This is a genomic window from Microvirga sp. VF16 (genome assembly GCF_016864375.1).
Lineage (GTDB): Bacteria > Pseudomonadota > Alphaproteobacteria > Rhizobiales > Beijerinckiaceae > Microvirga.
The window spans coordinates 2,420,426-2,442,602 of record NZ_CP069354.1 but is presented as its reverse complement, the minus strand read 5'-3'; the positions used below and the strand labels follow the sequence as shown (position 1 = coordinate 2,442,602).

Sequence of the window (22,177 nt, the reverse complement as noted above, 5' to 3'; positions counted from 1 at the left end):
GGGCGGTGGCTCCAACCACGAATTGTTTCAGGCCTCCTCCTCAACGAAAGCTTCCTCGCGGGTTTTGCGGATGGCTGGCACCAGGAGCAAGATGAACAAGGCCACTGACGCAATGAGGAGGGTCAGGCTGATCGGCCGCTCGATGAAGACACTCGGGCTTCCCTGCGAGATCAGCATGGCGCGTCGCAGATTCGTCTCTAGCAGAGGTCCCAGGACGAAGCCGAGCAACAGCGGGCCGGGCTCGCATTTCGCCTTGCGGAAAAGATAACCGAGGAAGCCGAAGCCGACCGCGAGAGCGACGTCGAACGCCCGGTTGCTGACGCTGTAGACGCCGACGCAGCAGAACAGCAGGATCGCCGGGTAGAGCAGACGGTACGGCACCGTCAGAAGGCGAACCCACAGGCCGATCATCGGCAGATTGATGACGAGCAGCATGAGGTTTCCGATCCACATGCTGGCGATCAGTCCCCAGAAGAGATCGGGCTGATTCTGCATGACAGACGGACCGGGCGTGATGCCATGGATGGTCATGGCGCCGAGCAACATCGCCATGATCGCGTTTGACGGAATGCCAAGCGTCAGCAACGGAATGAACGATGATTGGGCGCCGGCATTGTTGGCCGCCTCCGGAGCCGCCACACCTTCAACGGCCCCCTTGCCGAACTGTTGCGGGTTGCGGGACATCTTCTTCTCGAAGGTGTAGGCGCTGAACGCACTGAGCGTCGCCCCGCCGCCGGGAAGAATACCGAGAAAGGTTCCAAGGCCCGTTCCCCGGAGAACCGCGGGCCAGGCTCTACGGAAGTCCTCGCGGGTCGGCCAAAGACGGGTGATCTTGGACGCGATCAGACCGCGGAGTTCCGGGGATTCGAGGTTGATGATGATCTCGGCGATCCCGAAAAGCCCGACGGCAATGACGACGAACTCGATACCGTCAAAGAGTTCCACGGCACCGAAGGTGAGGCGCTCGGACCCGCTGTTCACGTCCGTCCCCACCCATCCGAGAAGAAGGCCGATGCAGATCATGCCGATGGCTTTGATCACCGAACCGCTGGCGAGAACCGTTGCGCACAGCAATCCGAAGACCGTCAGCGAGAAATACTCCGCCGGCCCGAACGAGAGCGCAAAGCCCGCGAGAGTCGGTCCCGCAATCGCCAACCCGATGGTCGCGACGGTTCCCGCGAAGAACGAACCCAGGGCAGCGATGGCCAGGGCCGCCCCTGCCCGGCCCTGCTTGGCCATCTGGTAGCCGTCAAGTGCGGTCACCACCGATGACGCTTCGCCTGGCAGGTTCACCAGGATGGCCGTCGTCGATCCGCCATACTGCGCGCCATAGAAGATACCCGCGAGCATGATCAGCGCCGCCAGCGGCGGCAAAAAGAATGTGATCGGCAGGAGGATTGCCAGGGTTGCCGTCGGGCCGATTCCTGGCAGGACGCCAATGAGCGTGCCCAGCAGGGCGCCAATGAGACAAAACAGAAGATTGGTCGGGGTGACAGCCGTGCTGAACCCGAGAATGAGTGAGTCGAACAATTCCATCAGAACGGCCCCAACGGCATCTGGACGCCCAGTCCAATGATGAAAACGAGGATGCCGAAAATCGTCAGCACCACGATGGAAGCGGCGATCTCGCGAAGGCGCGTCTCAGGATCGGCCAGACTGCCGATGCCGATGAGCCATGCGGCCGCGATGATGAAGCCAAGGGATCCCGCTGCGTAGGCAAAACCCGCGACCGCGACGAGAATGATCAGGAGCGGGCGCAGCCGAACGACACCGAGAGGTTCGCCGGAGCGCAGGAGTCCCATGATTGTCACCCCGAGGCCGATCAGCAGGATCAGCGCCGAGACGATCAGCGGAAGGTAACCCGGACCCATCATGGCGGCATTGCCCATCCTCAGGTCGCGCCCGGCCCAAAGGCCGAGCGCTCCCACGACGATGAAGATCAAGCCAGCAAGAAGATCAGGTTGGTTACCTTTCCGCCCGAGTGTCGAGCGGCTGGCCATTATTGCACCCAGGGTGTCTTGTTCCAGATGTCCTGGAACGCTTGGAGGCGCTTCGGCATCTGCTGCTCCCATTCCTCGCCCGACAGATAGGCGAGCGGAAGGGCAAGCTTCTTGGCCTGTTCCTTGAACTCAGGATTGTCGACGACCTTCTTCACCGCATCCGAGAACTTGGTGCGGATGTCGGCTGGCACGTCCCGGCGCGCGGCAAGACCACGCTCCGAGCTCATGAAGACCTCGATCCCCTGCTCCTGAGCCGTCGGGACGTCCGGCGCCTCAGGAGAGCGCTTGTCGCCAAAGTGGGCTAGCGGACGAACGCTGCTCGTGTCGCCGCTCGCGAACTCGCTGACGTTCAGGCCGCCCGTCGTGATGTGATTGCCGAGAAGTGCGGTTCTCGTTTCACCCGCGCCGGGGAACGGCACGTGCGTCAGGGACACGCCGGTTGCCGATTCCAGCAGGATCATGGCCAAGTGGTCATCGGTGCCGACGCCGGAGCTGCCGACCGACACGGACCCAGGTTTCGCCTTGGCCTGTGCAACGAGTTCCTTGAGCGATTTGATCGGGGAGTCGGCCTTCACGACGTAGGCCGTCGGATCGTCGACGATGCGCGCCACGGCCTGGATGCTCTTCGGATCATACCGCAGCTTGCGCTGCACCTGCATCGACAGGTAGCCGGGCGTGTTGATGAACGAGAAGGTGTAACCGTCCGGCTTGGCCTGGGAGAGGTAGGTATAAGCGATCTCACCCGAAGCGCCGGGCTTGTTGACGATCACGATTTTCGCGCCCAGTTCCTTCTCCAGGTACGGCTGCATCGCGCGAGCCATGACGTCGGTGCTTCCGCCCGGGGCGAACGCCACGACGATCTCGATGGGACGGTCTTTCGGCCACTCGGCGTAAGCGGCCGTTGCGGTGGCGCTCACGGCGAGCGCGCCGATGCACAGCGTTTTAAGAACCTTCAGCACAGTTTCCTCTCCTTATGATCACTGCTGATCGGGTTTATTCGCCTCAGGCGCGAGCAGATGCGCGTGGCCTGCGGGTCGAATTCTGGTCCTCGGTCTTTCCGCCGAGCTGTCGTGTGAGTTCGTTGGCAATGGATCGCAGCGGCTCCAGATGGCGCGCAACAGCGTCTCCATCGAACCGTCCCGTCGGGCCCGTCACGGCAAGGACCCCGGCGAGCTGTTGGCCAATTCGGAACACTGGATAAGCGACGCTACCGACTTGCGGATCGCGCTCGCCGAACGTTGCATAGAAGTAGTCGCCACGGATTTGATCGTAGATTTCCCCGGGCTCGCCACTGAAGGCGAGGAGCACGCGTCCGGGCGCACCGCGGTCGAGAGGCAGCAGATCACCCGTCCGGGCATGGTGTCCAATGGATTGCGGCGAATCCACGCGGAACAGGCAGACGCGCATGTTGCCTTCCCGAACGTAGAACGCCGCGCTTTCCCCGGTCTCCTGCGCCAGGCGCCGAAGTGCTGGCTGAACGTAGTCCTCAATCCGGAAGCCAGCTTGGTAAAGGGTTCCCAATCGAGCGAGCTTCGGTCCCAGACGCCAGGTCGCATCGTCGTTGCGGACGAGGTATCCGGCCCGAGCAAGTGACTTCGTGAAACGGAGAACAGTCGGCTTCGAAAGGCCAACCCGTCGTGCCAACTCCGCCAGACTGAGGGATCGGTCGTCAATCGTGAACGCATCGAGCACGGACAAGGCACGCTCGACTGCGATCACCCCACCCTCTTCCCGCGCTTCGATATCCAAGGCTTGCCTTGCCATGATCGTTTCACTCTGCGTAACGCCATTTCTCACTATGAAATACCGCGGAAATGTGCTTCTGTCAAAGCATGCCTTCACGCAAGAAAATTTCGTGGGGCGACTGTCATGTGTTCATCAAGCTTTTGAGGCCTGAAGACTGCGCTGCAGTTCGACGGAAAGACAGGCCGTGAAATGGGAGAAGAAAGTGCTGGTAAATCAGCCTGAGGAAGCGGCGCCGATGGTGACGGCGCAATCAGACCAGCGGCGGGCCGTGCTCATCACAGGCTCCGCCCTCGCAGGGGAAGCTGTTGCTGCCTTGGAAGCGCATTGCCTGCAGACCTACTACTGCCCGCCCTATGCCTCATCAGACGACATTGCGAAGCTCGCGGCAGAACTCCAGATCGAGGGACTGATCGTCCGGCAAGGACAGGTCAATGAAGCAGTCATTGGCGCTTCGCCGCGTCTCAAGGTGATCGCAAAGCATGGTACTGGAGTCGACAACATCGACCTTGAGGCCGCCGCCCAGCGTGGCATCCCGGTTCTTCGGGCGCTCGGCGCCAACGCCCGTTCGGTGGCAGAACACACCATCGCCCTGATGATCGCCTTGCTGAAGGACATCGTGCCGCTGGACCGAGCGGTCAAAGGCGGTGAATGGCCCAAGGCAAGTTATGTCGGGCGCGATCTTGCGGGTGCGAAGTTAGGTCTGGTGGGCTTCGGCGCGATTGGCCAGGAAGTTGCGACGCTGTCGCGCGCATTGGGAATGATCGTCACGGTCTTCGACCCATACACGCCCGAACTGCCGCAAGAAGTCAGGCGTGAAACGGATCTCGACACACTCCTCGAGACATCGGACATCGTCAGTCTGCATTGTCCGCTAACGGCGGAAACGCGCCACCTCATCAATGCCGAACGTCTCGACAGAATGAAACCGAGTGCCTTTGTCGTGAACACGGCGCGTGGAGGCATCACCGACGAGGATGCACTGGTTAAGGCATTGCGCAGTGGCACCATAGCGGGAGCTGGGCTCGACAGCTTCGCGGAAGAGCCACCTCCAAAAGACAGCCCGCTCTGGTCACTCCCGAACATCATCGTGACGCCGCACACGGGCGGAGCGGCAAAGGGCGCCATGCGGGCCATGGCGGAAACAGCCGCGCGTCACATCATCAGCGTCCTGGACGGTGATGGCCCCGACCTCAAGAGTGTCGCGAATCCGGCGTTCCAGGCCGCCGCACGCTAGCCGAGCCGACACGACGCGGCTCCATCATCCCGATCTCCGCGTCGTGTTCAGAACCACACAAGATCGTGAAAGGGAGCATTTAGAGTGACCATCGGATTCAGAGTTCTACCCCGCCAGCGAAGGGTCGATGTGGAAATTGTCCAGCAGTTTCGGGAGTTGCCCGTGGCCAACGTGAGCGATGTCATGTCGCGCATGACGGCTGGCGGCACGCGGCTGCGTCCTCTCCATGCCGGCGGCGTTCTCGCCGGCCCTGCGCTGACCGTGAAGACCCGTCCGGGTGACAACCTCATGGTGCACAAGGCTTTGCAGATCGCAGAACCGGGCGATATCATCGTCGTCGACGCCGGAGGTGACCTGACGAACGCCATCATCGGCGAACTCATGCTTGCCCACGCCGAGAAGATCGGCCTCGGAGGAATCGTGATCAACGGTGCAGTGCGCGATTACGGTTACATCCGCGTCGGCAAATTCCCTGTCTTCGCGGCAGGCGTGACGCATCGCGGTCCCTACAAGGACGGCCCGGGCGAAATCAACGTACCAATTGCCATTGATGGAATGGTCGTTGAACCCGGCGACCTGATCCTCGGCGACGACGATGGCCTGCTCTGCGTCCCCTTCGGCGACACGGCAACGATCTATGCAGACGCCAAAGCAAAGCAGGAAGCCGAAGCGAAAATCATGGCGGCAACCCAGGAAGGACGCGTGTCCAAGCCATGGGTGGATGAGACGTTGAAGCGACTGGGGTGCGAAGGAATCTAGAGCATCGGTCCCAAAAGTGGATTCGCACTTTTGAAATCCAATCCGATGCTCAATCCCCTAAGCAGCGCATCGTTCGAAGCAGAAAACCGGATCCACTTTTCACTGGCGTGGCCCTTCGGGTCCACACGATGCGCTAGCCTCTGATGTCCGAACGACCGGCTGCTTCAGCCGGTCGCTCCCTTCATGCTCCCGAGTCCATTTCAAACTCGCTAATCGCGGTCTCGGGCCTCATGCTCTCACTTCACGAAGGTCTTCGACAGGCCGACCGTACGGTCGACGATCATCACCACCGCAAGGGTGAGCAGGATCAGCAGGACCGACACGCTCGCCACCAATGGATCGGCTCGGCTCTCCACATGGTGGAACAGCTCCACCGGCAGAGTGGTGAGGCGCGGCCCAGTGAGGAAGAGCGTGATGACCACTTCATCGAAGGAGACGAGGAAGCACAGGGCCGTCGCCGCCACGATGCCGGGCGCCATCATGGGCAGCGTCACGCGCCGGAAGACTGTCAGTGGACGTCCGCCAAGTGTCGAGGCCGCTTCCTCACAGGCGAGGTTGAGGTTGCCGAGGGTCGTCGCCAGCACGCGCAGGGCATAGGGCAACGTGATCACGAGGTGGCCGATGATGAGGCCCGGGAAGGTACCGAGAAAGCCTACAGATGCGAAGACGATGAGAATCGCGAGCCCCAGCACAATGGTGGGGAGCAGCAGCGGTGCGGTGAAAAGGTTGTAGAGGAATGCCGATCCGAAGGTCCGCATCCGCACGATCACGTAAGCGGCTGGGATCGCGACCGCGAGCGAGATCACGGTCACGATCGCGCCGAGCATCAGGCTCGTCCAGAAAGCGGAGATCATCTTCGGATTGTCCGCGAGCGCTGCATACCAGCGCAGGGACCAGCTCTCCGGCGGGAATGACAGGATCTGCTCGCCACTGAAAGAGATTGGCACGACGAGGATCACGGGTGCCAGCAGGAACAGGAACAGGAGTGCCACGAGGATCTTCATGGGCACCGAGGTTTCATTCGCTTCCATGAGAGGCTCCTAGTCGATAGCGCGCAGGACGCGGGCATAGGCTCCAAGCGCGGCCCCGAAAATGATCAGAACGAGCATCGAGAGTGTCGCGGCGAGCGGCCAATTCAGGGTGACGATGGCCTGGTCATAAATCTCGGTCGCGAGCAAGAAGACCCGCCCTCCCCCGAGCAGCTTCGGGGTGATGAAGGAGGACACCGCCAGCACGAAGCAGAGAAGGCAGCCAAGCGCGATGCCGGGCAGCGTCAGGGGCAGGATCACCCGCCAGAATGTCTTGGCCGGCGAGGCGCCAAGCGTCATCGCCGCCTCCTCCACCCGTGGATCGAGACGCCCGAAGCCGGCGAGCAGCGACAGGATCATGTAGGGCATCAGGATCTCGGTCAGGCCGATGATCACACCGGTCGTGTTGAACATCAGCCGCGGCGGCGTGAAGCCCATCGCCGCGATGGAGCTGGCGATCGGCCCCTGCTCGGAAAGAAGCGCGATCCAGCCATAGGTACGCACCACCGCGGAGGTGAGCAGCGGCGAGATGACAAGAACGGTCAGAAAGGTGCGCCACCGTCCGGAGCTGCGGTGGAGATAAAGCGCGATTGGATAGGATACGACGAGGGTCGCCAGCGTGATGCCGAGGCTCACGGTGATCGAGTTGACGATCAGCTCGACATAGAAGGAATCGCCGAAGAGGCCGGTCCAGTTGGCGAGCGTGAAGGTTTCACGCACGCCACCGCCGGTCAGGGCTTCGTTGAACGACATCCGCGCCAGGTTGAGGACCGGCAGGATGAACCCGATGGTGTTGATGATTGCGATGGGAAGGAGCAGAGCCATCGCGGTTCCTGTCCGGCCGAGGGCCAGACGGGGCATGGCGGGAGCCGTAGGGGCAGCGATTGCCGTCATGCGCCCCTCCCGAACACCATCGTATCCTCGATACGCCAGAGCACGGCCACGGGCGTCCCGACCTTCCGGAAGCCGCGCCCATGATCGGAGGCGGCCTCGACGACGATCTCCGTACCGTCCACGTCGACATGATATTGAAGCAGGTCGCCGATGAAGGTGACACGCGTCAGGCGCCCGGCGATACGGTTCACTCCGTCGGCGGCTACATCCTCGCCAGAGCCTGCCTCGACGAGTTTCATGCGGTGCGGGCGGATCATGATCTCGACCTTGCCGCCCGGTCGGCCGGGTACGCGCACGTCCATGGAGCCTATGGCGACGCGACCATCCCCATGGGCCGTGCCCTCAAGGCGATTGGTGCGGCCGACGAAGGAGGCAACGAACGGGGTCGCCGGATGCTCGTAGACGTCGACGGGTGTTCCCACCTGTTCGAGCTTGCCGCCGCGCATGACCACGACCTTGTCGCACATGCTGAGCGCCTCGACCTGATCATGGGTGACAAAGACGGCCGTGATGCCCAGGCTTTGCTGAATGTCACGGATCTCGTTGCGCATCTCGTCACGCAGCTTGGCATCGAGATTCGACAACGGCTCGTCGAGAAGGAGGATCGAGGGGCGGATCACGAGAGCGCGGGCAAGGGCCACACGCTGCTGCTGCCCGCCCGAGAGTTCGCGTGGCTTGCGCTCGGCGAGCGCCTCGAGGCGCACCATGGCGAGCGCCTCCTTGACGCGCCGCTCGATCTCAGGCTTCGGCACGGAGCGCATCTCGAGCCCGAAGGCCACGTTCTTCGCCACGCTCATATGGGGAAACAGGGCATAGGACTGGAACACGAGCCCCATGTCGCGCCGGTAGGGCGGCATCACCGTGATATCATGCCCACCAACCACGATGCGTCCGTCGGTCGGCTTGATGAGGCCGGCGACCATGCGCAGGGTCGTTGTCTTGCCGCAGCCGGACGGTCCGAGAAGCGCCACCAGTTCTCCCTTCGGAACCGACAGGTCGAGGGTTGCGACGGCGACGGCGTCGCCATAGCGCTTCGAGAGTCCATCGAGGCGCAGGTGCACGTCGCGATCGTCGGATACAATCGGGCTTCCGGAGCGGATTGTCTGATGCATCATGGCTTTCTCCAGCGGGCGTTCGGCTGCGGCAGGTGCGGTTAGCGGCTCAGCGGAATGACGCGGCGGCGCCATTGCTCCGTGATCGCATCGCGGATTCCAGCAACGGCGATCCAGTCGATGGCGATCATCCTGTCCATCGAGCCGGCCGCCGTGCGGGCCAGTGCCTCCTTGGAGATCTTCTCCTGCGCCTTCGTGTTGGTCGGCGCGTAGAACATCGCTTCCGTGAACGCCGCCTGGGTCTCAGGCTTGAGCGCATAGTCGATGAATGTCTTCGCGGCGTCGCCCGCCGGCGCATTCTTCACCAGATTGATCGTGTTGATCTGGAAGCCGCTGCCCTCCTGCGGCAGGACCACGCCGAGCTTGCCGCCGGACGTGTCCGCATAGACCTGCGCACGGGCGTTCCAGCCGATGCCGAGAGCCGCCTGGCCGTTGGCGATGGGCGTGTAGACGTCGGGCTTCGGGTCCCAGGTCTGTACGTTGGGAGCGACTTCGCCGAGCTTCTTGATACCGGCATCGACGGATTTCTTGTAGTCCTCCTGACCGGCCATCTTGTTGGCGATGATCGTAAGCGTCGTGCCCTGGATGTCGGGTACCGCCGGGATCGTGACCTTGCCGGCATATTGCTTGTCCCAGAGAGCGTTCCAGGAGGTGGGCTGCGTCTTGACCTGATCCTTGTTGTAGAGAAGGACGAGATTGTCGAAGGTCACCGCGACACCGCCGACACCCTCGATGCGGGCGGTCGGATATAGGTCGGCAACGTTTTTCGAAACGCTCTCGTCGATCTTGTCGAACAGGCCCTCGTCGGTGGCCGCCTTCGAAACGGACACGTCCATGATCATGACGTCGATCTGCGGCGCGGCCTTCTGAGCGCGGAGCGTCCCGAGCATCTGGGCCGAATTCGGCATGCCGTAGAATTGGACCTTGATGTCCGGGTGAGCCTTCATGAACGGCTCGATGACCGCCTTGGTGTAATGATCCTGGAAGATGCCGCTATAGGCAGCGAGCGTCACCGTCTTCGTCTGGGCCAGGACGGGCGTACCGGCGACAAAAGCCATCGCCGACACACCGACCAGAATACGCAGCTTCATCATCGACTTTGTTTCCCTCTGATTTTTGACTGCTCTTCCCGAACCGGCGCGTCAGGCGACGCGCCGGGCCTTCTCTTCCACGAGACGCGTCGCGCCGGAGATATCCGGCAGCTTCTCGCCATTGCGAAGCCGCTCCAACAGCTTGATCTCGGCTTCCTGCATGCCGATCGCCCGCTCGGCGACGGCCTTCGCCTCGGCCGGGTCGAGGACGATCACGCCGCTCTCGTCGGCCAGGATCGCATCACCCGGCTCGATCACCTGGCCGCCGACCGTCACGGGCACGTTGATGGCTCCCTCGAGGCCGAGGATCTTGGTGGTGATCGGCGACGGGCCGCGGCACCACATGGGCATCTCGACCCGGCGGATTTCCGAGAAGTCGGTGGCCGGGCCGTCGACGATGCCCGCCTTGACGCCCGCGATCTTCATGGAATGCGTGACGACGCCGCCCCAGCAGGCATGCTTGTCGTCGCCGCAGCGATCCACCACCACGATGTCGCCCGGACGCACGAGCTTGGTAAGGTAATGCAGGATCGTGCTGTCCGCATGCGGCAGCCGCACGGTGACGGCGGTGCCGGCAACGCGCTTCTCAGGCAGGACCGCGCGAAGCTCGCGGTCGACGAAGCCCGAATGGAGGAAGTGCCCGACGGTGGCGGTCTCGACCTTCTCCAGCAGCGCGATCAGGTCCTGAGAGATCTGCTTCGGCATCTCATTGACAGTGAACATGCGCGCGCTCCTCAGGCCAGGACGTGATGCTGGGCGACCGGAACATTGCGGCGCACGTGCTCGATATAGTCGAGATCGAGGCGTGCACTGGTGGTCGCGACCTTGTCGGAGCATTGAGCAACGATGTGTCCCCATGGATCGATCACCATGGAATGGCCCCAGCACCACTTCTTGCCGTCCGCATGAGAGAGCACCTGTCCGACCGCGAGGAAGTAGGTCTGCGTCTCGATAGCGCGGGCGCGAGCCAGCATCTCCCAATGATCCTTGCCGGTCATCAGGGTGAAGGCCGCAGGCAGCACGATCACGTCGGCACCCGCATCACGCAGCTTGCGAAACAGCTCGGGGAAGCGGATGTCGTAGCAGATGGCGCAGCCGACGGTGACGTCTCCAACCTTGTAGGTAACGACGTCCTGGCCGCGGCTGATCGTGTCCGACTCGCGGTAGCTCATGCCGCCCGGGATATCGACATCGAAGAGGTGGATCTTGCGGTAGCGAGCAAGCTCTTTCCCATTGGGGCCGAATACCAGGGTGGTGTTGTAATGATTGTTGCCCTCGCGCTCGACGACGCTGCCGGCGTGGATGGTCACCCGATGCTTGGCGGCAAGGCCCGACATAAGCTTGTAGGACTCGCCGTCGGGGAAGAATTCGCCATTGCCGTGGATGTTGTCCCGCCCCTCGCCGAGATAGGCATAGTACTCAGGAAGAACGATGAGATCCGGCGCCTCCTCGGCTACCGCCTTCTCGATCATCGCAGCGGCGGTTTTCAGATTCTCCGCCTTGTTGTTCTGGGAATTCATCTGAATTAGACTGACTTTCACGTCACGGCCTCCTTTGAACCTATGGCCAAATGTGAGCGTGCCGTGCCCGCCGGGACAAACGCGAAATACTTTTCCTGGAGCCTAAGTTTTCCTTGTTCGGCACCGCACAAACGGTGTGCTGTACCGTTCATCATTAGCCTACCAGGACGCTCCGTCGGTCTGCGCCAATGAGAAACTGTGGGCGACGTCCTGCGCCATTTGCGCCATCACGGCCGAGATCAGGTTATCCGGATGGTCGGAATAGACTGCGTGGAAACCGAGCGGCGGAAAGGCTGGCGTCACATCGAGCGCTACCAGCTTTCCGGTCGCGAGCTGCTCCCGCACGATCACGGTAGGCAGTGGCGTTATACCGATGCCGTCCTGCGCCAGCCGGATGATGGTGGCGAGGGAATTGGAATTGTATATCGTCGGATCCTCGATCCCTGCGTCGGCGAGCTGCCGCAGAATGCGGTGATGAGGCACGCTGTCCTTGGAATAGGCCAGGATGGGATGATCCGCGACCTCCGCCAGGAACAGTGGCTTGTTAGGGAGGCCAAGCTTCGGGCTAGCGAGCCAAGTGCACGCGAAGGTGCATAGATCGAGATTGATGATTTCGGGGGCGATCACCGGCCCCATGATGAGTGCAAGGTCGATACGTCGTTCGGCAACCTCACGGGCGAGATCAAGACTCGTGTCGGTATTGAGATCGATGGCGACGCTCGGATAGCGCGCCCGGATGCGCTCGATGAACTGCGGCAGCCAAGCATGAACGATGGAGTCGATCGTACCGATCTTGATCGATCCACGCAGGCTACCGGGATCGCTGACGGCCTCCCGGAACTCGTTGGCGACCCGCACCAGTTCCTCGGCCTTCGGCACAGCCTGCTGCCCTAAGGGGGTGAGGCGGACGCAGCGGACATCACGCTCGAAAAGACGGATCCCTAGGTCCCGTTCCAGGGTCGCAATACGGTTCGAAATTGCCGCTTGTGTGGTGTGAAGCCTCTCGGCTGCTGCGCTAAAGCTACCCAGCCTCGCGACCCAGAGAAACGTCTCGACGAAGCGTAGGTTCATTGCCGAACAGCCTTTTGGTACGAAACTTCCCCCTCAGAAGCTAAAGGCACCCCTGCAAGCGATGCAAGTCATCGATATGTCTGAGAAGCACGGTGACCATTAGACGAGATGTGGTCAGCCGATGGTACAGTCGTATTGCTTGTTCTTGGGCCTGTTTTGTCGCCCATGGCGGCAGCAAGATCGCCGCATGCCTGATCCCACCCTGAGGACAAGACCATGCGGATGATCCCACGAACGAGCTTCATCGCCACCGCTGCCGCCGCCCTCGCCCTCGCGAGCCCGACCGCGTCCGCCCACGGACCGGAGCACAGCACGGCGGCGCCGGTGTCGCAGACCGCTGATGCGCCGGCCCTCGGCGAGACGGTGAGGACGGTCTTCGAGCGCGCCATCCCGCACATCCCGGGCAAGCGCCTGATCGCCCTCGAGGTGACCTACGCTCCGGGCGGCAAGTCGCCGTCCCATTACCACTCCAACTCCGCCTTCATCTATGCGCATGTGCTCTCCGGCGCCATCCGCAGCCAGGTCAATGACGAGCCCGCCAAGGTCTACCGGGCCGGCGAGGGCTGGTACGAGGATCCGGGCGCGCACCACCGGGTGAGCGAGAACGCCAGCGCCCACGAACCGGCCCAGCTGCTCGCCGTCTTCATCATCGACCGCCAGGATGATGCCCTGGTCATCCCGGACCAGAAGCAAGGATCGGCCCGATGACCCAACGGATGAACTATGCCGCCGCCGCCCCGGGCGGCATCAAGGCCCTCGGCGCCGTCTATGGCTATGTCGCCCAGAGCGGCCTGCCGGCCGCCCTGATCGAGCTGGTGTATCTTCGCATCTCGCAGATCAACGGCTGCGCCTATTGCATCGACATGCACAGCCGCGACCTGCTCAAGGCGGGCCTGCCGGTTGACAAGCTCGTGCTCGTCCCGGCCTGGGACGAGGCCGGGCCCCTGTTCAGCGACCGGGAAAAGGCGGCGCTGCGATGGGCCGAGGCGGTCACCCGGGTCAGCGACACGCAGGTGCCGGACGAGGCCTATGCCGCGGCCCGCGCGGCGTTCAGCGAGAAGGAGCTGGCCGACCTGACGATCGCCATCGGCCTGATGAACGCCTACAACCGCCTGGCGATCAGCTTCCGCGTGCCGCCGCTCGCCGCAGCCTCCGCCGCAGCGGCATGAGATCCGCCAGGACGCATCAGACAGATGCAAGGAGATCCAGATGGATACCAACAGCGTGATCCATGACACAGGTCAGCACCAAACACGGCCGTCCATGATGGCTTGGCGTGTGCATGAGTTCGGCCCACCGGAGACCATGCAGTTCGAGCGCGTTCTCATGCCCAATCCCGGCCCCGGCGAAGTCCTCGTCAAAGTGCACGCCGCCGGGGTTGGTCCCTGGGACGCCTGGATCAGGGCTGGAAAGAGCGCCCTGCCCCAACCACTCCCCCTTACCCTGGGCTCCGACCTGTCCGGCGACATCGAGGCCGTTGGGCCCGATGTTAGCGACCTTCGCATCGGCGATCAGGTCTATGGCGTCACGAACCCGCGCTTCATCGGTGCCTACGCTCAGTACGCGCTGGCTTCGGCGGAAATGATCGCCCACAAGCCGACCTCGCTCACCCATGTCGAGGCGGCCTCCGTTCCCGTCATCGCCGTGACGGCTTGGCAGGGGCTGTTCGACCAAGCGCGCCTCCAGGCCGGCCAGACGGTCCTCATCCACGGGGCAGCCGGTAATGTGGGCGCCTACGCGGTGCAACTCGCCCGCCGTGCCGGCATCCGAACCATTGCAACGGCCGCCACTGACGACGTCGCATTCGTGCGCGAGTTGGGGGCGGATGCGGTGGTTGACTTCCGGGCCAATCGTTTCGAGGACGCTTCTCGGGAGGTGGACGCCGTGTTGGATCTGGTTGGGGGCGAGACGCAGATGCGTTCGTTCCAAGTCTTGCGCCGTGGCGGCAGACTGATCTCGGCCGTCTCTCAGCCGGATCAGGATTTTGCAAAGAGCTATGGCGTCGACGCGACCTTTTTCCTGGTCAACGTCACAACCGAGCACCTGACGGAGATTGCAGGCCTCATCGATAGGGGCGACCTGAGGACACGGGTGGGCACGGTCATCCCCCTCGCAGACGCACGCGAGGCACATCTCATGCTGGAAGGCATTCGACCGCCGCCGAAGGGAAAGATCGTTCTCACGGCGGGAACGACATGAATGGTCAGTAGGCAACGCGGCTGGATCCCGTGCGATGCCTCCTTTCTTGATGAGACCATCGTGCGGACCCGGTTTTCGCTGACGCGACCCTCTGGGTCCGCACGATGGTCTAGCCTGCCCCTTCAGCGAAGCCGGCTTGCCGCGACGAATTCGAGCAGCTTGATGCAGTCCTTGCGAAGCGTGCGTTCGGAATAGTTCGTGATGCCGAGCAGCAGTCCCCGCTGAGCGGGAGAAGACAGATACCACAGTGAAAGCGGCACTGGCGCCATCCCGTATTGCAGAGCCCGTTCGGATGCAGCCACGTCGTCATAGTGCGGAGGAAGATCGAGCCGCACCGCTAGGCCACCATCCGTATCCACCGCATGATCCGACGGCGCCAGCTCGCGGAGCATGTCCGCCAGCCTCTGCCGACGGGCGGCATAAAGGCGCTTCATCTTCCGCAGGTGACGCAGGTAATGCCCCTCGCGCAGGAACTCTGCGACCGCATGCTGAACTGCAACGGCGGGCGCCGGGGCAAGGCAGGCGGCGGTTTCTGCGAATGCCTTCGCCAGATGGGACGGCACGACCATGAAGCCGAGGCGCAGAGACGGGCTGATGGTCTTACTGAACGTACCGATATGCAGCACCCGGCCGTCCCGGTCGATGGAGGCCAGCGCCGGCGCGGCCCGGCCCCGCAACTGCAATTCGCCGAGATAATCGTCCTCGATGATGTAGGCGTCCTGTTGTGCCGCCCAGGCGAGTAAGGCCCTGCGTCGGTCGAGCGACATGGTCATTCCCATTGGGGCTTGCTGGCCGGGCGTGACAACGGTGAGAGCGGCGTGCTGCGCAACCGATACTCCCTGTCGAACGTCGATGCCCTCGTGGTCCAAGGGCACCGGCACGATGTTCAAGCCGGCAATCTGGAGCGCCGCCCTCGTCAGGGGAAAGCCGGGATCCTCGAACCAGGCACTAGCACCCTCCAGCTTCAGGGTTCGCACGGTAATCCCGATGGCGCCGGCGAAGCCCGCCGTCACCAGGACTTGATCGGCATTGCATTGCAGGCCTCGGGCGATGGCCAAGTAAGAGGCGATCTCCTGCCTGAGGGCGGCCTCGCCCCGTGGGTCGGGGTAGCTGACCGGATGCAGGGATGCGGTGCGGGTGTTCCGCAACATCACGCGGGTCCACAGCTTGAATGGAAATGCATCCTGCGAAGGCACACCCATCTGAAATGTCGAGGGCCGATGACTGAAGTCCGGAAACAATGTTGGGAACGGGTGGCTGATCGATTGCTTGGGCGGCTCGTGCGGGGCAGGCGGTATCTCGGCGACCCATGTGCCGCTGGCGCCACGTGAAATGAGAAGCTGCTCGTCGAGCAGGCGTTCGTAGACAATCCGGACCGTGCCCCGCGATACGCCGAGCTGCACCGCAAGATCGCGCCAGGATGGCAGCCGAGCGCCTGCGGCCAGCGTCCCCTCGCGGATGGCGTCACGAAGGCCCGTATAGATCTGGGAGGAGAGTGACGCCTTGCCCCCGCGCTCAAGGGTGAAAGATAGTGTGCGCATCTGTTTGACCTCGCCCACTTCTGAAAACCGCCGTGAATCTGTTTGCGACAGACCGCCGCGCGTTCTGGTGAGGTTTGTCCAGACCTATGATGGTCTTACCCACCCGAACCGCCTGGTCATATCCAAATTCCGCGTCCGGGGAATGTCCAGAGACGCCGGTTGTCTTTCAGAGTAATTGGTCACTGCGAATGCCGCCGTATCCCGTGGCGCGACAGGAGCAAGGGCATCCTCGTCAGCAGATCGTGAAGATCGTCGTTCCCCTCTTCGTCGGTCAGCGTCACGGCAAGCGAATGAAGCGTAGCAAGATGGATTTCCGGCCGAGCGACGATGGTCCACGGCCCGATCAGGTGTCAGAAGCCCGAAAACAAGGCAGGTTTCAGGGTACGATCGCCGAGGCTTTGTCAGGTCTTGATTTTCGGACGATTTTCGCGCGGAGTTTCAGGGTTCCTGCGCGAAGCAGAGAATGGCGACTCCGGTAGGGCTCGAACCTACGACCTGCCGCTTAGAAGGCGGCTGCTCTATCCAGCTGAGCTACGGAGCCATCCGGCTGAAGGCCCTGGCCTAGTGAGTCCAAGGGCCTACGCGGTTGAACTTGAAGTTGTCTGAATAGGAGATTGTCCGCCGCTTGACCTCGTGCGGTTCTTCGACCCGATAGGCGATGCCTTCGCGCTCGGCATAGGCGATGGCCTCCTCCTTCGTGTCGAACCAAAGGCGCAGTTGCTGACGCATATCGCCAGAACTCGTCCAGCCCATGAGGGGCTCGATCTCGCGGGGCTTGTCCTGCTCGAAAACGAGAAGCCACTGCTTGGTCCGGGCCATGCCGGACTGCATTGCGGACTTGGCGGGCTTGTAGATCCGTGCAGGCATAGGTTTCGGACTCTCTCCAAGACTCAACCGCTGAAGTTGGTCGGGGCGGCAGGATTTGAACCCGCGACCCTCTGCTCCCAAAGCAGATGCGCTACCAGACTGCGCTACACCCCGTTATCCTCAACAGCTTGGTTTCTCTATCGATTTGAGAACACCTAGGCAAGCCCTCGGTTTCGCCGAAAGGAGCGAAAAGGAGCCCGTGGGACCTTCATGGGACCGAAAGTCCCAGGGAAATGCCAAACAGATGTTCTGCGCATGTTCCCCTCCACCCAAAGGGACGGGTAAGAGGTTCATCCTTGGTGGCTTAACAAAAAGGGCCGCTGCAAGCAGCGACCCCCTTCATGAGATATCCCGTTCAGGATCGATTCTGGAGCGTGTGGAGCTTTGCTCTAAGCCGCCTTGACGTCCTGGAGGAAGGTCGTGACCTCCCGGCCGAGATCGGCGGAATGGCGCGACAGCTCCTGCGCCGCGCCGAGCACCTGGCTCGCCGCCGCCCCGGTCTCGCCGGCGCCCTGGTGCACATCGCCGATGCTGCCGGTCACCTGTTCGGTGCCGCGCGCCGCCTCCTGCACGTTGCGGGCGATCTCGGCCGTCGCCGCTCCCTGCTCCTCCATCGCCGCCGCGATCGCGGTCGAGATCTGGCTCATCTCGGTGATGGTGCGGGCGATCTCCTGGATCGCCGACACCGTCTGCTGCGTCGCCTGCTGCACCGAGCCGATCTGGGCCGAGATCTCGTCCGTCGCCCGGGCGGTCTGGCTCGCCAGCTCCTTGACCTCGGTCGCCACCACGGCAAAGCCCTTGCCGGCCTCGCCGGCGCGGGCCGCCTCGATGGTGGCGTTGAGGGCCAGCAGGTTGGTCTGGCCGGCGATGGTGTTGATCAGCTGCACCACGTCGCCGATCTTCGCGGCGGTGGTGGCTAGGTCCTGCACCGCCGCATCGGTGCGGCGCGCCCCCTGCACCGCCCGCTCGGCGATCTGCGAGGATTGGGCCACCTGGCTCGCGATCTCGCGGATCGAGATCGACAGCTCCTCGGTGGCCGCCGCCACCGTCTGCACGTTGGCCGAGGTCTGCTGAGCGGCCGAGGACACGGTGACCGATTGCTGCGTCGTCTGGCCGGCAATCGCGGTCATCGACTGGGCGGTCGCTTCCATCTCGGTCGCGGCCGAGGACAGGCCCTGCGTCAGCGCCGAGACGTTCGTCTCGAAGCGCTTGGTGAGCTGGTCGAGCATTTCGGCCCGGCGCATCTTGGCCTGGTTCTCCGCTTCCTGCTCGGCGGCGAGGCGGCGGGCCTCGATGGCGTTGTCCTTGAACACCTGCAAGGAGCGGGCCAAAGCGCCGACCTCGTCCCGGCGTTCGGTGCCGCTCACGTTCACCGCAAGGTCACCGTTCGCCAGCTGCCCCATGGCTGCCGTCGTCGCCGAAAGTGGGCGGACAACGCCGAGGATTGTGATCGCACAGAGCAGTCCGATCGCAAGGCTCAGGCCAGCTGCAGCAGAGCCGATGAGCCACCACTTGGTGTCTGCGGCAAGAGCGTTAGCCGCATCCTTGGACTGTTCAAGCTCAAGCGCGATACCCTCGATGCTTGTGGTGATCTGTTCGCGCAGCTGTCTACGCAGATCCCGGGCAGATCCATTGGTGATGAGCGTTGCCTTTTCGTCATCGCGCTGCATAGAGGCGGCGAGGCTCTGCTCCAACGTCTTGAAATAGTTGAGGGTGGCGTCTCTCAGGTTCTCATTGAGTTTCCGAAATTCGGCAGAGCTGGATAAATTAATCAGCTGATCCAACTCACCCGAAGCCTTCGCGACGGCGTTTTTATAGGCAGTCTCGACGCTCTTGACGCGATCCGGCAGGTTCTTCGGGGTGAGGATCATCCCCTTCTCCTGGATCGAGGCCTCGTTGATCTGCGTGTTAATGCTCTGAACCAGGCTCAGGCGCTTGGCATCATCGTTCACGAGATCCTGCGTGTCGGCGGCCATGTTGTTGAGGCCCGAAACAGCCATGACGATCAGGCCAACGGCGATGGCAACGAAAACCGTCACCGGAATTGCTATCTTCGTGAGAAGCTTCAAATTGTTGAGGAGTTTCATCGTCCTTCGGTGGCCTGCCCATTTGACCTCGGGAGGCGCACGCCCCCGTGGCGCGCAAAAATACAGGCTGTCGGGAAATAACCATCGAAGCTTGCCCGAGGCTGAAAAGCGTTAGTTCAGCGGTATTCCCTGCGCTGCGACACGGGTCAGGCGGAACCTACCCGAAATGCTCTATTCTTCCGAGGTGTCCCATACCTCTCATGACCATTGACCAAGCCCTTCCCTGCTTCAACGATAAAGCCATAATCCGAACTCCGATCCAGGTTTGCCCCTACGGATCGAAACTCGGCGCAACCCTTGGGAGGCGCCATTTTTTTGGATCCCAATGAGTTCGACTTGCCGGATTTGATGGCATCTGTTCGCCAAGAACATTTTCACGACAGCTTCCCTCTGTATTGAGAGTTCCTTCCTCAAAGGCGGAATCGCAAGCATGAGTCACTGGATACCTGAGCGCCGATCGAGTCAGCGCCATCTCACGCATCTGGAAGGATGGATTGCGAGTGAGACCGCTCAGGAACGGATTGAATGCATGATCTGGGACTTGTCGGAAGCCGGCGTGCGCCTCGTCGTCCCCCCGCCGGCCGATGTTCCTTTGGAGTTTGAGCTTCAGATTCCCGCTGAAGATGCGAGAGCGAAAGTTCGATTGGTTTGGACCACCGGCATCCATTATGGAGCAAGGTTCATGGACTAGAGCAGCCCCCAAAAGTGGGTGCACTTTTGGGATCCATCCGATGCTCATTCTTTATGCTGGCGCATCGTTCGAGGCGAAAAACCGGATCCACTTTTCGCTGACACGACCCTTCGGGTCCGCACGATGCGCTGGAACCCCTTTGAACGAGGTCGTCGCTCGTGCAAAAAAGATTGGAAAAGGCCTCTCCGGCCAGTCGATTGCCCGGCTCGATCCTGGCGTGGTGACGGCAAGCTTCGGCGTCGTCGAGTGGGGAGTCCGTGAGAAGGATTTGTCGAGTCTGTTGGGGCAGGCCGACGATCTGCTGTACCAGGCAAAAACGCAGGCCGTAATCAAGTAGCGACGTCGATGGTGTAAGGGTACATCAGCGCTTGAAGATCGGATGCTCCACCCGATCGCCCGGCTTGATTCCGAGCTTGGCCGCAGTGCCGGCATTCAGCTCCAAAACGGAAAGAACCGGCTCGCCCGAAGGGATGGTTCGGGTCGACAGCGGTTCGGTATTGGCCGCGATCCGGGCGATCGTCCCGTCTGCGCGAATGAACAGCATGTCGAGTGGCAGATAGGTGTTCTGCATCCACATGGACACGGGCTCGACCCGTCCGAAATCGAACAGCATGCCCTGATCGGCCGGCATGGATCGGCGGAACATTAGTCCCTGCGCGCGGTCGGCGTCGTTGCGGGCAACCTCCACCCGGAAGGTCTGCCGCTGCCCGCCCTGCGTGGCGACAGACAGGGTCTCGAATGCCTGCGCGTAAACCGCACCGGCGATCAGGGCGAGAAAGCCTAAGGCCGCGAACGCCGGCCGGACACGCGACAGCACTGACAGACTCATCAATGGGAATGCGGCAGGGCCATGTCGGCCAAGCGAACCTCGGCGGCCATCAGGCCTTTCGAGCCATCGCCGAAGCGGACGAAAACGCGCTCTCCCGGCTTCAACTCGGCAATACCGTAACGGCGCAGCGTTTCCATATGGACGAAGATGTCCGGCTTGCCTTCCCCTTGAGTCAGGAAGCCGAAGCCGCGCAGGCGGTTGAACCACTTCACGACCGCCGGCTCCAGCCCGCTGGTCGGCACGACCTGGACATGGGTCCGGGGCAGCGGAAGCTCCGAGGGATGCAGCGCAGTGGATTCATCCAGCGAGAGAATGCGGAAGGCCTGGAGGCCGCGCGGACGCTGAACCGCCTCGACGACGATGCGAGCACCTTCGTTGGCGGCCTGATATCCATCCCGACGCAGACAGGTCACATGGAGCAGAACATCGGGCATGCCATTATCGGGAACGATGAAGCCGAAGCCCTTGGCAACGTCGAACCACTTGATACGGCCGCTGACCTGGACGAGCTCAAGAGCGCTCTCTTCCGAAGTCGGCTGAGCGACCTCGCGGTGGCCCTGATCTAAAGAGGAATTCTCCTCGCGGAGACTGAAAGAATTGGAGCCGTAATCGCCAGTCATGAAATTACCCAAACTCGAATCATGAACCCGATTCTTAATAAGAGGATAACATCGTCCTGAATCAGGGGAAGCCAGAAACGCGCATCAGAGGGCGATGAAATTTTTGGCAGCCCGCATGTTCTTGAATTTATAGCACAAATACTGAAAAGACCGAGCCGATCTCCGCATGGATCACAAGATCGGCAACGTCATCTAAGGGGGTGGGATCCCGATTGACGATCACGAGCCGTGCTCCGTTTTCCTTGGCCAGGGCCGGAAAAGCCGCTGCCGGATAGACGACCAAGGACGATCCCGCGACCAGAAAGAGGTCGCACGATGCCGTAAGATTCTGTGCCCGCCGCATCGGCTCCTCCGGCATGGCCTGTCCGAAGGAGATGGTCGCCGCTTTCAGGATGCCCCCACAAATCCGGCAATCTGGAGGCCAACCATCGGCATCAAAACATTGTCTCACCCAATCGAGTTCGTGACGCCCACCGCAGCTAAGGCATTTGGCGTAGGTGCCATTGCCGTGCAGCTCGATGACCTGATCCGCGGCGAGGCCCGATTCCTGATGAAGACCGTCGATGTTCTGGGTGATCACAGCCGGCATTCTCCCGGACGCGACGAGAGAAGCGAACGCGAGATGCCCTTGGCTTGGGCGGGCGTCGCGATAGAGATCGTCCATCGCGAATTTCCGCCGCCATGCCTCCCGGCGCGCTTCCGCGCTATGCCGGAAATGCTCGAAGGAAATCGGCTTGTGGCGCATCCAGGGGCTGCCGGGAGACCGGAAATCGGGGATGCCGCTCTCCGTCGAGATCCCAGCGCCCGTGAAGCCCGCGACGACACGAGCACCTTGAATCATGTCCTGTAATGTGGCGATTGACGCAGCAAGGCTCTCGGTCATCTCAC

Annotated in this window: 24 protein-coding genes and 2 tRNA genes; 7 read left to right on the top strand and 19 right to left on the bottom strand. The window is 62.2% G+C overall.

The genetic code is table 11. From position 1 onward, the window contains the following. Nucleotides 1-27: 27 nt before the first annotated feature. Genes JO965_RS11585 through JO965_RS11570 form a run of 4 tightly spaced genes read right to left on the bottom strand, consistent with a single transcriptional unit; the run spans nt 28 to nt 3,764 of the window. On the bottom strand, nt 28-1,536 hold the full coding sequence (locus tag JO965_RS11585) for a tripartite tricarboxylate transporter permease (RefSeq protein ID WP_203443754.1): 1,509 nt from the start codon (nt 1,534-1,536) through the stop codon (nt 28-30). Beyond that, the gene (locus JO965_RS11580; RefSeq protein WP_203443753.1) at nt 1,536-2,000 is read right to left on the bottom strand and encodes a tripartite tricarboxylate transporter TctB family protein; all 465 of its coding nucleotides are present in this window, start codon (nt 1,998-2,000) and stop codon (nt 1,536-1,538) included. Before JO965_RS11580 ends, JO965_RS11585 begins: the two co-directional genes overlap by 1 nt. Further along, nucleotides 2,000-2,959, bottom strand: coding sequence for a tripartite tricarboxylate transporter substrate binding protein (locus tag JO965_RS11575; protein WP_203443752.1), 960 nt, complete (start codon nt 2,957-2,959; stop codon nt 2,000-2,002). The genes JO965_RS11580 and JO965_RS11575 overlap by 1 nt, the downstream gene beginning before the upstream one ends. A gap of 43 nt (nt 2,960-3,002) precedes the next feature. Further along, nucleotides 3,003-3,764 (bottom strand): IclR family transcriptional regulator, encoded by a 762-nt coding sequence (locus JO965_RS11570; RefSeq protein ID WP_203443751.1) that lies wholly within the window; start codon nt 3,762-3,764, stop codon nt 3,003-3,005. A 184-nt stretch (nt 3,765-3,948) separates the two neighbouring features. Here JO965_RS11570 and JO965_RS11565 point away from each other — a divergent pair, with 184 nt between their 5' ends. Next, complete coding sequence (locus tag JO965_RS11565; RefSeq protein ID WP_246776821.1) at nt 3,949-4,980, top strand: hydroxyacid dehydrogenase; 1,032 nt, start codon at nt 3,949-3,951, stop codon at nt 4,978-4,980. 84 nt (nt 4,981-5,064) lie between these two features. Further along, nucleotides 5,065-5,739 carry an RraA family protein gene (locus tag JO965_RS11560; protein ID WP_203443750.1) on the top strand — a complete coding sequence of 225 codons (675 nt, stop codon included), beginning with the start codon at nt 5,065-5,067 and terminating at the stop codon, nt 5,737-5,739. A 236-nt stretch (nt 5,740-5,975) separates the two neighbouring features. Here JO965_RS11560 and JO965_RS11555 read toward each other — a convergent pair whose 3' ends face one another. The 7 genes from JO965_RS11555 to JO965_RS11525 form a co-directional block, all read right to left on the bottom strand. Then, the gene (locus JO965_RS11555; RefSeq protein WP_203443749.1) at nt 5,976-6,770 is read right to left on the bottom strand and encodes an ABC transporter permease; all 795 of its coding nucleotides are present in this window, start codon (nt 6,768-6,770) and stop codon (nt 5,976-5,978) included. Between the two features lie 9 nt (nt 6,771-6,779). Beyond that, on the bottom strand, nt 6,780-7,661 hold the full coding sequence (locus tag JO965_RS11550; RefSeq protein WP_203443748.1) for an ABC transporter permease: 882 nt from the start codon (nt 7,659-7,661) through the stop codon (nt 6,780-6,782). Beyond that, nucleotides 7,658-8,776 (bottom strand): ABC transporter ATP-binding protein, encoded by a 1,119-nt coding sequence (locus JO965_RS11545; protein WP_246776820.1) that lies wholly within the window; start codon nt 8,774-8,776, stop codon nt 7,658-7,660. Before JO965_RS11545 ends, JO965_RS11550 begins: the two co-directional genes overlap by 4 nt. Nucleotides 8,777-8,814: 38 nt before the next feature. After that, entirely contained in the window at nt 8,815-9,864 is a 1,050-nt protein-coding gene (locus tag JO965_RS11540) for an ABC transporter substrate-binding protein (protein ID WP_371826875.1), read from the bottom strand. Between the two features lie 51 nt (nt 9,865-9,915). Next, nucleotides 9,916-10,587, bottom strand: a complete 672-nt coding sequence (locus tag JO965_RS11535) for an RraA family protein (RefSeq protein ID WP_203443746.1) — start codon at nt 10,585-10,587, stop codon at nt 9,916-9,918. 11 nt (nt 10,588-10,598) lie between these two features. After that, nucleotides 10,599-11,405 carry a carbon-nitrogen hydrolase family protein gene (locus tag JO965_RS11530; RefSeq protein WP_203443745.1) on the bottom strand — a complete coding sequence of 269 codons (807 nt, stop codon included), beginning with the start codon at nt 11,403-11,405 and terminating at the stop codon, nt 10,599-10,601. Between the two features lie 138 nt (nt 11,406-11,543). Further along, entirely contained in the window at nt 11,544-12,455 is a 912-nt protein-coding gene (locus JO965_RS11525) for a LysR family transcriptional regulator (protein ID WP_203443744.1), read from the bottom strand. Nucleotides 12,456-12,671: 216 nt separating this feature from the next. Between JO965_RS11525 and JO965_RS11520 the strand changes: the two genes are divergently transcribed. The 3 genes from JO965_RS11520 to JO965_RS11510 all read left to right on the top strand — a co-directional run bounded on the left by JO965_RS11520 (nt 12,672) and on the right by JO965_RS11510 (nt 14,654). Continuing rightward, entirely contained in the window at nt 12,672-13,163 is a 492-nt protein-coding gene (locus JO965_RS11520) for a cupin domain-containing protein (RefSeq protein WP_203443743.1), read from the top strand. Beyond that, nucleotides 13,160-13,624: a carboxymuconolactone decarboxylase family protein gene (locus tag JO965_RS11515; RefSeq protein WP_203443742.1), complete on the top strand. Its 465-nt coding sequence runs from the start codon at nt 13,160-13,162 to the stop codon at nt 13,622-13,624. The genes JO965_RS11520 and JO965_RS11515 overlap by 4 nt, the downstream gene beginning before the upstream one ends. Nucleotides 13,625-13,718: 94 nt before the next feature. Beyond that, nucleotides 13,719-14,654, top strand: coding sequence for an NADP-dependent oxidoreductase (locus JO965_RS11510; RefSeq protein WP_203444150.1), 936 nt, complete (start codon nt 13,719-13,721; stop codon nt 14,652-14,654). Between the two features lie 122 nt (nt 14,655-14,776). On the opposite strand, the gene JO965_RS11505 is transcribed toward JO965_RS11510, so the two are convergent. The 5 genes from JO965_RS11505 to JO965_RS11485 form a co-directional block, all read right to left on the bottom strand. Further along, the gene (locus JO965_RS11505; protein ID WP_203443741.1) at nt 14,777-16,195 is read right to left on the bottom strand and encodes a PLP-dependent aminotransferase family protein; all 1,419 of its coding nucleotides are present in this window, start codon (nt 16,193-16,195) and stop codon (nt 14,777-14,779) included. 464 nt (nt 16,196-16,659) lie between these two features. After that, nucleotides 16,660-16,736: transfer RNA gene (locus JO965_RS11500), tRNA-Arg, on the bottom strand. A 20-nt stretch (nt 16,737-16,756) separates the two neighbouring features. After that, the gene (locus JO965_RS11495; protein WP_203443740.1) at nt 16,757-17,062 is read right to left on the bottom strand and encodes an ETC complex I subunit; all 306 of its coding nucleotides are present in this window, start codon (nt 17,060-17,062) and stop codon (nt 16,757-16,759) included. Between the two features lie 37 nt (nt 17,063-17,099). Further along, a tRNA-Pro gene (locus JO965_RS11490) sits at nt 17,100-17,176 on the bottom strand. Between the two features lie 275 nt (nt 17,177-17,451). Beyond that, nucleotides 17,452-19,149: a methyl-accepting chemotaxis protein gene (locus JO965_RS11485; RefSeq protein ID WP_203443739.1), complete on the bottom strand. Its 1,698-nt coding sequence runs from the start codon at nt 19,147-19,149 to the stop codon at nt 17,452-17,454. A 430-nt stretch (nt 19,150-19,579) separates the two neighbouring features. Between JO965_RS11485 and JO965_RS49330 the strand changes: the two genes are divergently transcribed. After that, a complete protein-coding gene (locus tag JO965_RS49330) occupies nt 19,580-19,840 on the top strand; it encodes a PilZ domain-containing protein (RefSeq protein WP_203443738.1) in 261 nt (86 codons plus the stop codon). Between the two features lie 40 nt (nt 19,841-19,880). Continuing rightward, a complete protein-coding gene (locus JO965_RS11475) occupies nt 19,881-20,177 on the top strand; it encodes a diguanylate cyclase (protein WP_203443737.1) in 297 nt (98 codons plus the stop codon). Nucleotides 20,178-20,201: 24 nt separating this feature from the next. Here JO965_RS11475 and JO965_RS11470 read toward each other — a convergent pair whose 3' ends face one another. The 3 genes from JO965_RS11470 to JO965_RS11460 form a co-directional block, all read right to left on the bottom strand. Continuing rightward, complete coding sequence (locus JO965_RS11470) at nt 20,202-20,669, bottom strand: DUF192 domain-containing protein (RefSeq protein ID WP_203443736.1); 468 nt, start codon at nt 20,667-20,669, stop codon at nt 20,202-20,204. Further along, nucleotides 20,669-21,289, bottom strand: a complete 621-nt coding sequence (locus JO965_RS11465; protein ID WP_246776818.1) for a cold-shock protein — start codon at nt 21,287-21,289, stop codon at nt 20,669-20,671. The genes JO965_RS11470 and JO965_RS11465 overlap by 1 nt, the downstream gene beginning before the upstream one ends. A gap of 127 nt (nt 21,290-21,416) precedes the next feature. Then, the gene (locus JO965_RS11460) at nt 21,417-22,172 is read right to left on the bottom strand and encodes a Sir2 family NAD-dependent protein deacetylase (protein ID WP_246776817.1); all 756 of its coding nucleotides are present in this window, start codon (nt 22,170-22,172) and stop codon (nt 21,417-21,419) included. Nucleotides 22,173-22,177 lie beyond the last annotated feature (5 nt).

Coding starts and splice junctions, on each gene's coding strand:
- JO965_RS11585 (WP_203443754.1), bottom strand. CDS start 1,536: ATGGAATTGTTCGACTCACTCATTCTCGGGTTCAGCACGGCTGTCACC.
- JO965_RS11580 (WP_203443753.1), bottom strand. CDS start 2,000: ATGGCCAGCCGCTCGACACTCGGGCGGAAAGGTAACCAACCTGATCTT.
- JO965_RS11570 (WP_203443751.1), bottom strand. CDS start 3,764: ATGGCAAGGCAAGCCTTGGATATCGAAGCGCGGGAAGAGGGTGGGGTG.
- JO965_RS11555 (WP_203443749.1), bottom strand. CDS start 6,770: ATGGAAGCGAATGAAACCTCGGTGCCCATGAAGATCCTCGTGGCACTC.
- JO965_RS11550 (WP_203443748.1), bottom strand. CDS start 7,661: ATGACGGCAATCGCTGCCCCTACGGCTCCCGCCATGCCCCGTCTGGCC.
- JO965_RS11545 (WP_246776820.1), bottom strand. CDS start 8,776: ATGATGCATCAGACAATCCGCTCCGGAAGCCCGATTGTATCCGACGAT.
- JO965_RS11540 (WP_371826875.1), bottom strand. CDS start 9,864: ATGAAGCTGCGTATTCTGGTCGGTGTGTCGGCGATGGCTTTTGTCGCC.
- JO965_RS11535 (WP_203443746.1), bottom strand. CDS start 10,587: ATGTTCACTGTCAATGAGATGCCGAAGCAGATCTCTCAGGACCTGATC.
- JO965_RS11525 (WP_203443744.1), bottom strand. CDS start 12,455: ATGAACCTACGCTTCGTCGAGACGTTTCTCTGGGTCGCGAGGCTGGGT.
- JO965_RS11520 (WP_203443743.1), top strand. CDS start 12,672: ATGCGGATGATCCCACGAACGAGCTTCATCGCCACCGCTGCCGCCGCC.
- JO965_RS11515 (WP_203443742.1), top strand. CDS start 13,160: ATGACCCAACGGATGAACTATGCCGCCGCCGCCCCGGGCGGCATCAAG.
- JO965_RS11510 (WP_203444150.1), top strand. CDS start 13,719: ATGATGGCTTGGCGTGTGCATGAGTTCGGCCCACCGGAGACCATGCAG.
- JO965_RS11505 (WP_203443741.1), bottom strand. CDS start 16,195: ATGCGCACACTATCTTTCACCCTTGAGCGCGGGGGCAAGGCGTCACTC.
- JO965_RS11495 (WP_203443740.1), bottom strand. CDS start 17,062: ATGCCTGCACGGATCTACAAGCCCGCCAAGTCCGCAATGCAGTCCGGC.
- JO965_RS11485 (WP_203443739.1), bottom strand. CDS start 19,149: ATGAAACTCCTCAACAATTTGAAGCTTCTCACGAAGATAGCAATTCCG.
- JO965_RS49330 (WP_203443738.1), top strand. CDS start 19,580: ATGAGTCACTGGATACCTGAGCGCCGATCGAGTCAGCGCCATCTCACG.
- JO965_RS11475 (WP_203443737.1), top strand. CDS start 19,881: ATGCTCATTCTTTATGCTGGCGCATCGTTCGAGGCGAAAAACCGGATC.
- JO965_RS11470 (WP_203443736.1), bottom strand. CDS start 20,669: ATGAGTCTGTCAGTGCTGTCGCGTGTCCGGCCGGCGTTCGCGGCCTTA.
- JO965_RS11465 (WP_246776818.1), bottom strand. CDS start 21,289: ATGACTGGCGATTACGGCTCCAATTCTTTCAGTCTCCGCGAGGAGAAT.
- JO965_RS11460 (WP_246776817.1), bottom strand. CDS start 22,172: ATGACCGAGAGCCTTGCTGCGTCAATCGCCACATTACAGGACATGATT.